The 15,162-nt window shown below is 47.7% G+C and carries 11 protein-coding genes; 1 reads left to right on the forward strand and 10 read right to left on the reverse strand.

The window, feature by feature from the left end; all coding sequences use genetic code 11:
- Nucleotides 1-74: 74 nt before the first annotated feature.
- Nucleotides 75-638 (reverse strand): hypothetical protein, encoded by a 564-nt coding sequence (locus ACFP56_RS15045; RefSeq protein WP_379235972.1) that lies wholly within the window; start codon nucleotides 636-638, stop codon nucleotides 75-77.
- 62 nt (nucleotides 639-700) lie between these two features.
- Nucleotides 701-1,438: a spermidine synthase gene (locus ACFP56_RS15050; RefSeq protein ID WP_379235974.1), complete on the reverse strand. Its 738-nt coding sequence runs from the start codon at nucleotides 1,436-1,438 to the stop codon at nucleotides 701-703.
- 179 nt (nucleotides 1,439-1,617) lie between these two features.
- Here ACFP56_RS15050 and ACFP56_RS15055 point away from each other — a divergent pair, with 179 nt between their 5' ends.
- Entirely contained in the window at nucleotides 1,618-2,730 is a 1,113-nt protein-coding gene (locus ACFP56_RS15055) for an HD-GYP domain-containing protein (RefSeq protein WP_379235976.1), read from the forward strand.
- Nucleotides 2,731-2,911: 181 nt separating this feature from the next.
- On the opposite strand, the gene ACFP56_RS15060 is transcribed toward ACFP56_RS15055, so the two are convergent.
- The 8 genes from ACFP56_RS15060 to ACFP56_RS15095 form a co-directional block, all read right to left on the reverse strand.
- Nucleotides 2,912-4,123, reverse strand: a complete 1,212-nt coding sequence (locus ACFP56_RS15060) for a glycerate kinase (RefSeq protein ID WP_379235978.1) — start codon at nucleotides 4,121-4,123, stop codon at nucleotides 2,912-2,914.
- Between the two features lie 111 nt (nucleotides 4,124-4,234).
- Nucleotides 4,235-5,260: a Gfo/Idh/MocA family protein gene (locus tag ACFP56_RS15065; protein WP_379235980.1), complete on the reverse strand. Its 1,026-nt coding sequence runs from the start codon at nucleotides 5,258-5,260 to the stop codon at nucleotides 4,235-4,237.
- A 68-nt stretch (nucleotides 5,261-5,328) separates the two neighbouring features.
- Nucleotides 5,329-6,237: a sugar phosphate isomerase/epimerase family protein gene (locus tag ACFP56_RS15070; RefSeq protein WP_379235982.1), complete on the reverse strand. Its 909-nt coding sequence runs from the start codon at nucleotides 6,235-6,237 to the stop codon at nucleotides 5,329-5,331.
- A gap of 30 nt (nucleotides 6,238-6,267) precedes the next feature.
- Nucleotides 6,268-7,146 (reverse strand): NAD(P)-dependent oxidoreductase, encoded by an 879-nt coding sequence (locus ACFP56_RS15075; protein WP_379235984.1) that lies wholly within the window; start codon nucleotides 7,144-7,146, stop codon nucleotides 6,268-6,270.
- A gap of 127 nt (nucleotides 7,147-7,273) precedes the next feature.
- Nucleotides 7,274-9,292, reverse strand: coding sequence for a beta-galactosidase trimerization domain-containing protein (locus ACFP56_RS15080; protein ID WP_379235986.1), 2,019 nt, complete (start codon nucleotides 9,290-9,292; stop codon nucleotides 7,274-7,276).
- Between the two features lie 448 nt (nucleotides 9,293-9,740).
- Nucleotides 9,741-11,735, reverse strand: a complete 1,995-nt coding sequence (locus tag ACFP56_RS15085; protein ID WP_379235988.1) for a family 10 glycosylhydrolase — start codon at nucleotides 11,733-11,735, stop codon at nucleotides 9,741-9,743.
- A gap of 25 nt (nucleotides 11,736-11,760) precedes the next feature.
- On the reverse strand, nucleotides 11,761-13,398 hold the full coding sequence (locus ACFP56_RS15090) for a response regulator transcription factor (RefSeq protein WP_379235990.1): 1,638 nt from the start codon (nucleotides 13,396-13,398) through the stop codon (nucleotides 11,761-11,763).
- Nucleotides 13,395-15,155, reverse strand: a complete 1,761-nt coding sequence (locus tag ACFP56_RS15095) for a sensor histidine kinase (protein ID WP_379235992.1) — start codon at nucleotides 15,153-15,155, stop codon at nucleotides 13,395-13,397. Before ACFP56_RS15095 ends, ACFP56_RS15090 begins: the two co-directional genes overlap by 4 nt.
- Nucleotides 15,156-15,162: the final 7 nt, after the last annotated feature.

The following is a 15,162-nucleotide window of genomic DNA, read 5'->3' on the forward strand; positions in this document are numbered from 1 at the left end:
TCAGTGTTAACTGAGGATACGCCTTTTGCTAATTTAAGCTGTCAGGTCTTTGTTCTAGGTCATCCGGAAGACAGCTAGAAGTTGTTGTCGACAGCCGCAAGTGTATATTGAAACAATGTCGCAATCTCTATAGCTTGAATATGTACAAGTATTTGCCTCGTCTCTTCATTGAGCTTCGGACTCATCTGAACTAGGTCCGTAAACGACTCGCTATTCCAGCCTCCATGCTGGAACGATTGTACAATTTCATCGCTTCTATTATCCGTTGCTTGCCCATTTTGCTCAAGCCATTCAGCTACTTTCTCCTTCACTCGTTGCATTACTGGATGCTTCCTCGCCTGCCAGAACCAATACTTGGCGTTGGAATAATCGCCCTCCATTCGATGCATGATCCCATGCCAATACGCGCCTGTTATGTCATGCTCTATCTGCTGCGCGTAGGAATGCGATATGTCCAGACTATCGTTGCGAAGATGAAGAGCTGCGATCAACGTAAGGTTCTCCGTACTGCTGCCAAGACTGTTCAATTCCTCGATCTGCTCTTGTAATGCTACATTCCAGGTTTGCGTTGGAAGAAGCGGCTGCAGCTCTTCTCTTTGCTCCAAATCTTCAATAATTGCAGTTATCATTGCATTCATAGCGGACTCCTTTCATGTTAACAACGTGATCCTATTCGTGATTCTATTACGGCCTACTAGTTTTAATCATACAATAGATAGCCTGGTTCAGGAATATACGGCACTAGCCCTGCCATACTTTTCAAGCGATATTGGAGCATATCATTGCTGCCAATGAAGATGCTGTTGCGTATATCACGTTGCTGAGCTGATTGCAAGGTAAAGGCACTTGTATGTGGAAATATATGCTGCAACGTGCTGAACATTGCATTACTTCGTACGTCTTGTTTCCCTTTTCCCGTAACATTAATCAATAAAGCACCATGGCGTTTAAGTTTTGAGTGGGCTAACGCAAAAAACTGAACTGTTGATAAATGCTGCGGTACGCCTTTACTCGTGAAAGCATCCAATACGATATAATCATACTGACGCTGCTCCTGTTCTAAAAGCAAACGCCCATCACCGATCATTACATGCTCGCCACTCCAACCGAAATACTCCTGGCTTAGCTGTACTACGGTTTCATCGATTTCTGCCGTTACACAGCTTTGACTATTAAAGTAGCGGGATATCGTGCCGATGCCATGACCGATAATGAATAGCTCAACTGATGCTTGCCTGCGATTATGCTCGATCACATGAATCAACGCGCGTGGATATTCGAAGACTATACGCTCTGGACGCTGCAAATCAATGGCCCCCTGCACCGCTTCATCAGCAAATTGCAGTAGGCGAAAGCTCCCCTTTTCATCAAAGAGTGCGGTGGTTTCGTATACAAGTATCTGTTCCTGTCCTGATCCGTAAGAGGCTAGCACTTTCATATTAAAGTCCTTTCTTTGAAACGCTCTCTCGTCTATTATAAATACATTTCATGTTAAGTGAAAACTCAATGAATTATGTTCCATGTAATAACTATTGTCATATTTTCTCTTATATTAGGCAGGATTTTAGCACCTCTTGAAGAATAATGTCGAGAACAATGCATAGGCTGGAGGAATAGATGAGAACCATTAATCATACCCCGGAACGATTATTAAGCATTATTTTTAATTATGTAGCCAAGATCTCAGCTGCAAACAGCTTGAATGACTTGCTTTTGCTTATGGCTAACATGGGTAAAGACATGATCCATGCTGATCGATGTACGATTTGGCTTATTGACCGTGAAAGAAATGAGCTTTATACAACAGTAGCCCATGGCGTTGATGAAATAAGAATTCCATATGGAACAGGCATTGTCGGCTCATCCATAGAACAGGGTAAACCCATTGTAATAGAAGATGCCTATCTTGACCCACGTCACAATGCAGATAATGATGTGCAAACAGGCTACCTCACAAGATCTATGATTACTGTACCTTTCCGCGATAACGAAAATATCATTATTGGCGCCTATCAGGCGATTAATAAAATGACTGCGGATGCTGTATTTTCCGATCAGGATCTTGAATATTTAACACTAGCTGCTTCCTATGCTGGCAAGTCTCTGGAAACCTTCTTATTGCATCAAGAGATTGTCGCTACACAACGCGAGATTATTTCTATTATGGGTGAAATTGGTGAACAGCGCTCTCGTGAAACCGGCAACCATGTAAAACGTGTCGCTGCCTATTCATATATTTTGGCGCTTGGCTATGGATTAAGCCAAGAAGAAGCTATGTTGCTGCGTGATGTTTCACCGATGCATGATATTGGAAAAATTGCTATACCGGACAACATCTTGAATAAGCCTGGGAAGCTTACAGACAATGAGTACGATGTTATGAAAAACCACACATTAATTGGTCAACAGCTGCTAGGTTCATCACAGCGCAAGCTGCTTCGTACGGCCGCGATTATTTCTGAGCAGCATCATGAAAAGTGGGATGGGTCAGGATATCCGCATGGCCTTAAAGGAGAGGACATCCATATCTATGGTCGAATCACAGCCGTAGCTGATGTCTTCGATGCCCTTAGTGCGGAACGAGTCTATAAACCAGCATGGAAGATAGACAGAATCCTTGCTTTGTTTCGTGAAGAGCGAGGCAAACATTTTGATCCAAACGTGATTGATGTTTTTTTCGAGAAGCTCCAAGAGTTGCTTGAAGTAAGAGAACAGCTTGCAGATCAGTGATATACATAACGAAAGACAAAAAGCATCTTCAAGGCATGTAAATTCAATCATTTACAGCTTGAAGATGCTTTTATATTATACATACCTTCGGCCTCTTCTATAATAATCTGGCAATTTGTCAACGACATTTTATGAATTGACCGTTACGATCAACAGGACACCATGTCAGCTCTTGCATAAACTATCGTTGATCAGCTTGTACCTCACTCATAAAATGAATAAGCCGAAAAACTTCGCGGACGGTCTGCTCCAGGAGAGGCTTGGCTTGCTCCATGCACTGTTCCAGCTCACTCGGCTGATTGACAATTGAGAAGCAGCCTTGAAAATAAGGGGCAAGCGCCTGGATACCGTCACCTAAGCTGCCCGATATAAGGATGCAGCCCGCTCCTGCCCGCTTAGCGGCTTCAGCAACCTTAATCGGCAGCTTGCCGTACAACGTCTGTTGATCACTTCTTCCTTCGCCTGTAATGATCCAGTCAGCAAGCTCTGCTCGCTCAGCAAGCTGAGTCTTCTCAATGATCCAGTCGGCTCCACTCACCACCTTACCGCCAAGTGTTATAAGGGCAAAGCCAAGACCACCTGCTGCCCCTGCTCCAGTTCTTTCTTGCAAGCTAGATTTATCCACTGCAGTTAGAAAAGCTCCCGCGAGCTTTTGGCTGCTTACCTGCTCGTTCAATTCCTGCTCTAGCATGCGAGCATAACGGTTCATTGCCTCATCCAGCGCAACACTCATCTTATTTGTTACACCCTTTTGGCGACCATATACCATCGTTGCCCCTTGCGGTCCACATAGCGGATTACTTACATCAGTAGCGATCGTGAAGTGGCAGTCCATGAGCCTTGCATCCAATCGGTCAAGCTGCAACGAGGCAACCCGCAGCAAATCGCCACCTGAACCAGTTAGCAGCATGCCTTCAGAATCACAGAACTCTGCCCCAAGGGCAGCAAGCATACCCATGCCTCCATCATTCGTTGCACTTCCTCCCAGACCTATGACAAAGCGTCGTATGCCTTTGTCTAACAGATGAATGATAGCCTCGCCAACTCCATACGAACTTGCCTTCAGCGGATCAGGACCACTTTCGCCAACCATCGTCAAGCCGCATATGCCAGCAACCTCTAGCACGGCAACATAATGACCGTCCTCGTCTCGCACTAATCCGATCTCCGCATCGCTTTCTTCTCCTAGAGGCCCTCGAATACGAATTGTTTCAAGTGTTCCTCCTGTCGCTGTAACAATTGCCGCTACAGTACCTTCGCCTCCATCTGCCATCGGTACAACTTCGCAGCTTGCATTCGGCATAACTGACAGAATGGCTTGTGCCGCAATGCTGCCTGCTTCCCAAGAAGCGAGGCTGCCCTTATATGAGTCAAACGCCAGCAGCACCTTCATCCTGCATCCTCCTCTCTACTTATAATGCGATCAAAAAGTCTGACTTGGATGAGAGATGCTGCATCGAAGCCAGACTTTTTGAACATGTACTGTACCATTATTATACTCTCATTATACGAAAAGCTCGGAAAGCATAACCTTCCGTTGATGCTTTGCACTTTCTATCGCACCAAGCATCATCGCCACGCTATGAATATTATCGCGAATATCCGTTTCAGAGCGCTTGCCCGATTGCAGAGCAGCGAGCATCTCATTCAAACATGCTTCACGGCGCTCCGCTCCTTGCCAATGGATGACACCTTTTGATGGAATGAGAGAATCTACATTCGCATCTGCTTCCTCACTCGTCGCTTGATATACGGCCGGACTGTTGCCATCCCATATAGCTGATCCCTTTGAGCCTTGTATTCGCCACTCTCCCTCCCAGGAGGTATCATGACCAAGCGCACTCCAACTGCCATTATAGGAGAACACTGCGCCGTTGCTGAACTCGAATACACATATAGCCGACGCGTTGCCCATATACCAGCTGCCTTCAGGATTAAACTCATGACAATACACAGATATGGGATTAGCTCCGATCAAATATCTGGCTGCATCGAACGTATGGATTGCCATATCTAAAATGAGCGGATGCTCCATCGCTTCGCGAAAGCCCCCAAAGCGAGGACCGAGAAAAAAATTAGCCGTAACAAACCCCGGAGCTCCAATCACTCCTGCATCCAAATCCAGCTTAAGCGATCTGATTTCTTTTGTATACCTTCTATTTTGCATAACCGCACAGAAGCGACTTGTTTGCTTAGATACTTCAATTAAACGCAAAGCATCCGCCATTGTAACAGCCATCGGCTTTTCCATCATGACGCTTGCCCCCCGCTGCATTGCGGCAATGGCATTGCTCGCATGAGCATCTGGTATCGACGTATCAAGCAGCAGCTCCGCCCCTGTTTCCTCAATTGCCTCGGCTACCGAGCTGTACACAGGAAGCTGCAGTCCATGACGCTCGTTCATCGCTTGCGCATTTTCGGAAAATATATCAACAAGCGCTACCATTTCGATGTCATCGCGACCAAGCGCATACTCCATCCAGCGATTGCCCATACTGCCACAGCCAGCAAGCACCGTTCTATGTTTCATTGGACTTCCCTCCTCCAATAGTTCCTCACTATTCTTATGAGCAATCTGTTCAGCATAGTCAGGCGGCGTTACAGCTTCCCGTTGCCATATTGGATCTGCGGATTGGGTACATATTCGCCGCCGCGACAGCGTTTCAAATAATTCAACGCACTCACCTGAGCGCTCATTTCAAGCTCGTCTCTGAACACTGGGTCATGTCGACCTTCAATGTCGATGCTGCCCTCATAGCCGCTTTGCATCAGAATCGTCACGACATCCGTCCAGTTCGTATCGCCAAAGCCTGGCGTTCGATGCCAGACGAATGGATGCGGTCCATGAATGCCATGCTCCCGAATGACATCCCAAGCAATCGTGGCGTCTTTTCCGTGTACATGAAAGATTTTCCCTGCCCATTTACGAAGCTGAGGAATTGGGTCAATCAAGCTCACCATCTGATGGCATGGCTCCCACTGCAGACCGACATTATCATTTGGCAAGGTGTTGAACATCATTTCCCAAGCTGTAGGATTATGCGCAATATTCCAGTCACCCTTCTCCCATGTTCCGTGCATGTCGCAGTTTTCGAATGCCAGGCGCACACCACGATCTTCGGCACGACGCGCCAGCTCACCGAATACTTCACCGAACTTTGCCAAGGAAGCTGGGATGGGCTCGTCCGTTAGCCGTCCGGTAAACCCTGAGACAAGATCAGCGCCAAACAAATGAGCATGGTCAATTGCGCGTTCCCAGCTAGCCACCGTATCTGCATTATCACCTGTTCCTGTCAGGGGATTGCCAAACACTGTTAAACTGGATATAGTTGCACCACTGTCGCCAAGCATCTCTCGCACCCGCTTCGCCTGCTCCTTCAAATCAATTGCACCAGTCGTCTGCCAATACGTAATCCCAAAGCTTTCAAAACCATGCTGCAAATAATACGGAATGACTTCCTCTGCATATACCCCTTTGATCAATGCGCCAATCGGCAACTGCTTCATCTCGTTCCCCTCCGCTTCAAGCGATTCGAATTAATCCCACGCCATGTATAGCGCATGTGTCCCTTTCTCCGCAAGTCCAGCCTCAGCGATTCGTTCATACAGCTCTTTCGCCAGCGACAAGCCCGGCAGATCGATACCCATTTCAGCCGCAGAATCTAGGGCAATGCCCATATCTTTAATGAAATGCTTCACATAAAACCCTGGCTCAAAATTGCCTGCAATCATACGTGGAGCCAAGTTGCTTAATGACCAGCTGCCCGCTGCTCCCGACTCAATGCTGAGCAGCACATTGTTCAGATCAAGTCCGGCATTTTTAGCATAGATAAGCGCTTCACATACGCCAACCATTCCTGATGCAATTGCGATTTGATTAACCATCTTCGTATGCTGTCCCGCTCCTGGACCACCCTGCAGGACGATGTTGTTGCCCATTAAAGCAAACAACGGTTCTATAGCAGCAAACGCTTGTTGATCGCCGCCGACCATAATGGAAAGCGCCGCATTGCGTGCGCCAATGTCACCACCCGATACAGGCGCATCGAGTGCAAACTGACCTTTTGCCGCTGCCGCTTCATGAATGCGACCCGCAAGTGCTGGGCTAGAGGTCGTCATGTCGATCAAGTACGCTCCAGTTTTTGCAGATTGTACAATGCCGCTCTCACCCAAATAGATCGCTTCTACATCGCTCGGATAGCCGACGATTGTAAACACGACATCGCACGCCGCCGCTATCTCACCTGGTGTGTCATGCCAGATCATACCTGCATCAAGCAGATGCTGCGCCTTTGCTTTCGTTCTGTTGTAAATATGAACCTCATAACCGCCGCCCATTAAATGCTTGGCCATGCTGCTCCCCATAACGCCAGTACCGATAAAACCAACCTTTGTTGTACCTGGTTGAATTGCCATCGTTCCCCACTCCTTTGTCTATTGATTGAATGTTTCAATATCATGAACCGAACACCTTATTCTGCCTTATCAGTAAACCTATCACTCTAGTAGACGCTATTACCTCTATTGATATACCACGAAAACATTACTGCACTTTCATCATTTCCCATACATCAACCTTCGGTACGGTCACAATTAACTCATCACCACTCGTTGTAAAGGACAGCTGTCCATTTTCGAGCATCCCCTCAACGGAGGATGGATTCGGCAATAATGTTAGCGGTATGCGAATCTCGATATTGTGAAGCGGAACGGCATTGGCAAGCGGCCTTCTGCCTGTTCCATTCACAAGATGCAGAAGCAAAGCATCGCCATTTTGATAAAGGGTTGCTTGCAGGCCTGTAATGGACGTCACCTTCAACAACCGCTCCTTGCCTGCAGTCATGTCCACGATATTATCAAGCAGCTGATAGTGCTCACCGAGCTTGAATTCATCGATTAGCTCGCTTAGAGAGAATGGGAGATATAGCACCTGCCCTTTACCCATTTCATGATAGACCGCTAGCGGAATATCCGTTCGCTCTACTGACATCGAAGCCCGCTCTGGCGGTGCACCGACGCTCTCTAGCGGAGAAAACGGCGGAACAAGCGTCGCAAGCACACGCGAGCCAGCCGCTGGCTTGCAATAGACGACATGCCCTCTATGCGGAATCAGCTCTGTATCCTCCATTCCGATCTGCAGCGGATTGCCCGTTCCCTTAAATCTCAAGTAGCTTGCTGCAAGTCGCTCACTAATCGTCACGCGAGGCTGAATGCCAAGCAGCTCTGCTACTTGATTATTGTCGCCGCCTGACAGTCTGCCCTCAACAATGAGCTTGCCGCCTTGTTCAACATACGCGCTCCAACGAGACAGCTCTTCTGCTCCAACTGGATAATGCTCAGGCACAATAACGACTCGATATCGCTTCAACACTTCGAGATCCGAGCTTTCCTCTGGAATAATATCGAATGACACCTGACGATTGACCAAGCCGTCTGCCCAGCCTTCTGTAGACTTGCCGCTGCGCCACAGCAGCGCGACACCTGCAAGCGACTTTGCACCATGCATCTCACTGGCAATCGTCGCTTCCTTGCGGTTATGCTCGGTTACAATCTTCAGTATTCGTTTGTCGCGAATCGTATCTGGAACACCCGTAAGCGAGTGCCAAATTTGACCACCGTAAGCTGGGATTTGCGCCAGCCAAAAGGCATAATCAGCTGGCGGCAATCCGGTATGACGCCAGTCCATCCCTGGACAGGAATGAACGATGCCAAGCGGGGCCGCCTCTTCCGCTCTCGAACGACCAAGCTTAATGCTGAGCGCAGGCTTCCAAAATTCCGGGATGTGTTGATGGCCCTGCGACAATACGTTTTGCGGCTCTGTACATAGAAGATCCGTTCCGGCCTTGCGATCAGCCAAGCGTTCGTTGAACAAATTATAGTAGCCAAGGACAGGGACATCCTCCCGTACGCTTTTAATGGTATCGTTCAGCAGCTCGATGTTATGACGCATGCATAGGGACCACCATGAACGATCATACTCCGAACGCTGCTCCGGCATTTCCTTACCGAACATCGCCAAGTATTTGTCGCGACAGCTGCCGCATTGGCAGGTGATGGTGCCAGGATTATTGAAAAATACGCCGTCGATGTCAAATCGGCTTAGCGACTCCTTCAGCACAGGAACCGCCAGCTCTTCATTGCGGTAGCCCGTGTTAATGCAGGTTGACATGAGCAGCGACCAATTGCCCGGCCGCTTCGCGCCAATAATTTCAGGCTCGCCATTTATGTCTCTAACAAACCACTCGGGGCGCTTTTGGTACACATAATCATCTGCTTTACTGAAATCATACCTTGCAACAAAGCGCAGCCCTTCCTTATGAAATGCCGTAATCATTTCTCCGAGTAAATCACGGTTTTCAGGCAAATATTCATTAATATGATGGTAAGGAACCTCTGACCGATACCAGGCGTAAATCCCCCCTACGTTGAACACGACGGTATTGGCATGCATATCCTTCAGCTGCCTGGCTAATCGCTCTGGATCTATTCGGTCTGTATCCCTGACTTGCATATTGGGCTGTATAATTCGAAGTGGCTCTTTCCACCAGCTAACACTGCTCATTGGCTGCAACCTCCTATTAGGAATAATTGAACGTAATAACTTCGTCATCAAAGTCCTGTTTTTGAACTACCAATTTCAATAAAAGTTCAGAAACAGGGCGTTCAGGACCGAGAAGTTTGGACGCTAGTAGAAAACAAGGAGCGCAGCGTAGGCAAAAAGCTACGTGAGCACTGCAGTTTTCGCTAGCGTTCAAAATTCGACGTCGACTACGGCTACAACGTAATAACTTCGTCATCAAAGTTCTGTTTTTGAACTACCAATTTCAATAAAAGTTCAGAAACAGGGCGTTCAGGACCGAGAAGTTTGGATGCTAGTAGAAAACAAGGAGCGCAGCGTAGGCAAAAAGCTACGTGAGCACTGCAGTTTTCGCTAGCGTTCAAAATTCGACGTCGACCACGCTACAACGTAATAACTTCGTCATCAAAGTCCTGTTTTTGAACTACCATTTCTATATCAGATGATAGGCGGCGTACGTCTCAAGCCTCGGTATGAACAGCTTCACGGCTTGATCATCCTGCTCCAGCTCTGCTGCAGATGCATCACCCAGCGCGTGCACCACCTTCACAGAATCGATCCCTGAAAGCCGTACCTCAAGCTCATTCATTGGCAGCGGCTCCTCGTACGTAACGCCGTTAAAGCCAGATAAGTTAAGCAGCTGCAGCATATATGACCCATCTGGCAACTGGTTAAAGGTCATCTCAACGCTAGGGTGAGCAGAAGTAGACAATGTGCGCGTTCCATGCAAGCCATGATCAATCGCTCCAAGCACAATTTGTTTATGATCGGCAAAGCCTTGATCGTAATAAAGCTCTCCCACGTTCCAAGCGATGTATGCGCCAAGACCGCTTCCTTCCTTTCGTGGAGGCGTGATACCCAGTCCGTAATACGCTGTTAGCTTATGCCCATAAGCGCGCTCTGGCGGGCCAAAGCTTGCCGCCTCAATATAACGCAGCTTAAGAGCCGCATCAGCAGCAAATTCAACGGCGGCGAATGGTCCGTTGACGATGACCCAATCCCTCTGCTTCAGCTCGGGAAACATTTCCTTATCATCCGTCAGAACATAAGAAGCAGTCGTATCCTCAATCCACTCACCAGGCTTCGCGGCAAACAGCACTTCCAAGGCAGATTCCTGCGATGCCAAAGCTCCTCCTGTTGCCAATACTGACATGCCGCGGCTTTGCGCAGCCTCTATCATGCGCAGCTCTTGCTCTGACAGCCGTTCAATCCCCGGTAGAATGATCAGTCTTGCGTTGCTGCCCGTTAACCGTTCCAGCCGCTCCTGCTTCATCACGTCGAAGGTGATATGCGCTTCCTTCAGCATTTTGAAAACGCCTAAATATTCCTTCTGTGAATTGCGGATAGACGATGAGGAGGGCTTTACAAGCACCACGTCAGCCATCGACTGAAAGCGACCAAAGAGATGCTCATATTGCTTGTGAAAGCGGAACACTTTGGCTACGCTTTCCAAATTTTCCTTGTCGGGATATCCTTCAAATGCGCCAATAATGCAGAAGTCAAGACCTGACCCGTTGGCGATATTCTCATATAGACGAACCTCTGTCTCATAACGTGAAACCCCTGTAAAGCGATAGGTCAGGTCAATGGCATTAATCGAGCAGTTGCTCACCAGCTTCCCTTCATAGCTGCCGCTAATCGGCATAATGTTTTCCGCTGCTGAGTATAGCCATTTGGGATGAGGGCGGGTCAATGAAGTAGTCGATTCATGGCGCACAATATCCACCTTGTGCGGATGGTACGTGCTGATCGCAGCATCAGGCTTCAATCGCTTAATATGGGCGTGAATTTTTTCCAAAATCTCTACTGATGTTTTTTCTTGAAATTCACGATAGCTGCGGTACCGTTCCGAGTGCCGATCCTCATTGTCCGGCAGCTCCATATCGTACATTTCCTTGAAACGAGTCTTGCAGCTGTCACAATAGCAAATGCCGTAGTAGTTGCCGCTGTAGTCCCAGTTTTGATAGCCGAACATATTGAAGAATACGCCGTCCACATCATATTGCGTCAGCACTTCCGTTAATATTTCGAGCGAATATTGCTGCTGGTACCCCCCGTTCAAGCATGTATGAACGATGCCGAAGTAATTAACCTCTCGGCCGTCCTTCGAGCGATAAAACCATTCAGGTCTCTGCTGGAAAATCGATTCGTGCGCCTTGCTAAAGTCAAAACGAGCGATAAATCGCATCCCGTTTTCATACGCTTTCTTAATCGCTTCTCCCAGCAGGTCCTTCTTCAAGTAAGGCGTAACATATTGATATTGAAGCTTCGATGGATGGAAGGCGAATATGCCTCCGGCATTCATCATTAGCACATTTGCATCCAGTTCCTTCAGCTGCTTCATTAATAGATCGATATCCATATCCGCGTCTATTTCACGTAAATTGTTTTGTACAAGACGCAGCGTATTGTCGCTCCACCAGGTCATGGCACTTTCTCCTCCCTATTCTGGATTATTGCTGCCGCTTGCTGCTGATTTGACGATTGCGATATTGCTGCGGCGTAACGCCATAATAATTTTTGAACAGCTTAATAAAGTAATGAGCCGTCTGGTAGCCCGTACGCTCCGCTATCTCATATATTTTGCAATTTGTTTTCCGCAGAAGATCGGCTGCATGCTCCATCCTTCTGCTCAGCAAGTAATCGCTCAGTGTCTGACTCGTCTCCATCTTGAACGCTTTGGACAAATAGGCAGGATGGAAGCCCAGCTCTTCGGCAATCATAGGCAAGGATAAATCTTCATTCAAATGAGCCTCTACAAATTGCTGTACACGCTTAGACAGCGATAGTGTCGCATTGCGATGCGCTGGTGTTTCTTCCTCTGCAATTTTGCAAAGCGAGCGCAGCGCCCACTCGCGAAAGGTCGGCAGATCCCAGCTTTCATGCTTTTCAAGCATTCCTTTGTAAAGCGGTCCAATCGTCTCCTGAAGCTGCTTGCCTCGCTTATGGGTGACGAACTGATAGGAGCCCGCAATGACAAAAAAGACCTCCTGCGCGTATTCGGTGGAATCCGTCCACTTCTCTTCCAGCTCTCGGAAAATCGCGTGCAGCTTCTTCTCTGCTTCATCCCAGCGTCCAATCTCCATTAGATTGGCCAGCGACGGAGGCTGATACAGCGAATCGATAGAGCCGGACAGCCTTGGTTGTGGCAGATCGCTGATTGTAGCGAATAAGCCTGCAACCTTGTCTTCTCGATTGCGGAACAGCAGTCTGCTCTTCTGAAATGCTTCATGCAACTCCTCAGGAAAGGCAACTGGACTGTTAACAATGCCGACTGAGATCATATGCTTGAGATAGCGATAGACGCTGCGCTGCATTTCCTTCGCGCGCCGCTCCATCCGCTCAAACGCATGATTGCGTTTATGATCCTTAGGCTTTAACACATAGGCAATGTTGCGCTCGCCGATCGCGGCATGCCACACATGGAATGAATCCTGCAGCAGCTCCTCACCAATATTCGACATCGCGTAATTAATCAAGGTTTTGTCATGCTCGTTGTAGCCCGATAAGTCATCCTCCATCTGCACGGCAAAAAATAAAACATCCTCTCCAATTGCAAATGGCAGCTCAAGCGTGGCAAGGCGCCGTTCCAAGTCTCGCCTCATGATCGCTTTCCCCTGCACCAAGTCCTGCAGCAGCCCTCCCTTAACAAGCGGCATATGCTCACGCATCGCATGAATCGTTCGCTCCTGCTGCTGAACGCTGCAGCGTTCAGTATGAATCTCTTCGCTAAGCGTCTCCAGTGTTGCAAGCAGTTCAGACCTCTGCACAGGCTTCATTAGATACTTGGAGGTTTGCAGCTCCATTGCCCGCTGCGCATATTCAAACTCCGCATAGCCGGACAATAAGACGCACTTAACCGTGCTGGACTTTTCTCTCAGCTTTTCAATCAGTTCAACACCGTTCATCTCGGGCATCCGTATATCTGTTATGACGATATCAATCGACTCGCTGGCAAACCTCGCCAGCGCTTCTTCAGCAGAATACGCTTTGTATATCGCACCTAAAAACGACAAGCGCGCCTCCGCTACCACATGTGCAATACTATCAGCTTGATGTGGATGATCGTCTACAATTAACAGCGAAATCATGCTGATCCCTCCGATTCAATGATGCTTTCATTCTGTCCTTGTTCCTTCATGCGGAAGTATAGCTCCACCTTCAGCCCGCCAAGCGCAGACGTTCCGAATACGAGTCCCTGACCGTCTTCATTGTATAGAAGCAGCCGCTGGTGAATGTTCCAAAGCCCAAAGCCCATTTCATCCTGCATCGGACTTGCCATCGCAGTACTAAGCTTCTCCAGCTCCTCCTCTGCTAGCCCTTTGCCGTTATCCTCAATGATGATGACTGCATATGGTCCCTCTTCCTTGCCTGTTACGCGAATCAGTCCAGATTTTAGCGATCTTTCGATGCCATGAACGATCGCGTTTTCTACGACTGGCTGAATGATTAACCTCGGAATTTCCAGATCGAGCAAGGCTTGCGGTACGTTAATGTCGTATTCCAGACGAAGCATTTGCATTTGCTGAATTTCAAGATAGCTTTGAATCAAATTCAGCTCTTCATAAAGCGCCGTTGACGTCATCTCCGTCCGTGTCGTATAGCGGTAATACTGACTAAGATGTTGCGTGAAGGCAATGACCGCGCCCTTATTGCCCATTTGCGTCATACTTTGAATAAATGCAAAATTGTTATATAAAAAATGCGGGTTGATTTGTGATTGCAGCTGCTTTAGCGTGGCGTCTCTTACCCTTAGCTGACTGACAAATACTTTCTCGATCAGCTGCTGCGTCTCTTCACTCATTCGGTTGAATTCAGAAAACAAATAATGAAATTCGCTGCTCTCCTTCACAGCAATGCGGAAGGAGTAGTTGCCCTGCTTTAGTCGGCGCACCCCTTTTATCAGCTCGATAATTGGAATTTGTACGCTTCGATAGATAATGACTGCAAACGCAACGCCAATTAGCATAAGCAGCGCCATAATATAATAAAACGAACGCAGGCTGTGATCGAGCGGTGCTACAACAGACTTGAGCGGCACAAAGTCAATCAAATACCAGCCATGCCAGGTTGATTCTGTATAATTCATGAGATACTGCTCACCAGAGGCACGCACAATTTCATACCCTCTTGCCCCGAGCTCATGCTCCTCCAGCACTTCTTTAAAGGCAAGCGTAAGCTCCGGGTCCGCATCATTAAGCGCTATCATGCCAGCTTGCGGATGATAAAATAGCGGCTCTCCTGTTCTGCCAGTCGTAAATTGCTCCAGCAAATGCGCAATATTGCTTGCAGGAATTGCAACTTCCAATATAAGACCCAGCTCCTCCGGGTTATGATCCAGCGAGAAGGGCTTAGTCATGTGGCGCACAAAATAATAGCCGTCAGATTCCTCCGGTTTCAGCCTGACATAGGACCAGTTCGTATAGAAATGCTGTTGAAAATAGTCCAAGTCAAACTTTCGATCATCTGTCGTAATGTATGCGCCTGTCACAGGTGAAAACAGGGTGAGCCCATATTGCCAGCTGTACGATGTGCTCTCGAGTCGGAGATGATGCTCAAGCGCCTCAATAATTTTGAAATTGTCATACCCTGGCTTAGTAATCGATTCATGCTGCAGCATTAGCGCATTTGTATCCGACATCGTAATGTAGGCAGATTTCCATAGCTGCTCGCTGATCATGTCCAATTGCTCAACGAGAAAGTCCTGTTGATTTAATGTAAGCTGAATAAGTTCATTTTGAATAATTTGCATACTATTGCGATTGGAATAGGTATAGATCAAAATAACAGGCAGCAATAAAATCGACAGCATGATGATGATTTTCTTAAATGTATTGAGCCGCTTCATATCAGGC

Origin of the sequence: Paenibacillus septentrionalis (assembly GCF_042659865.1) — a bacterium.
GTDB lineage: Bacteria > Bacillota > Bacilli > Paenibacillales > Paenibacillaceae > Pristimantibacillus > Pristimantibacillus septentrionalis.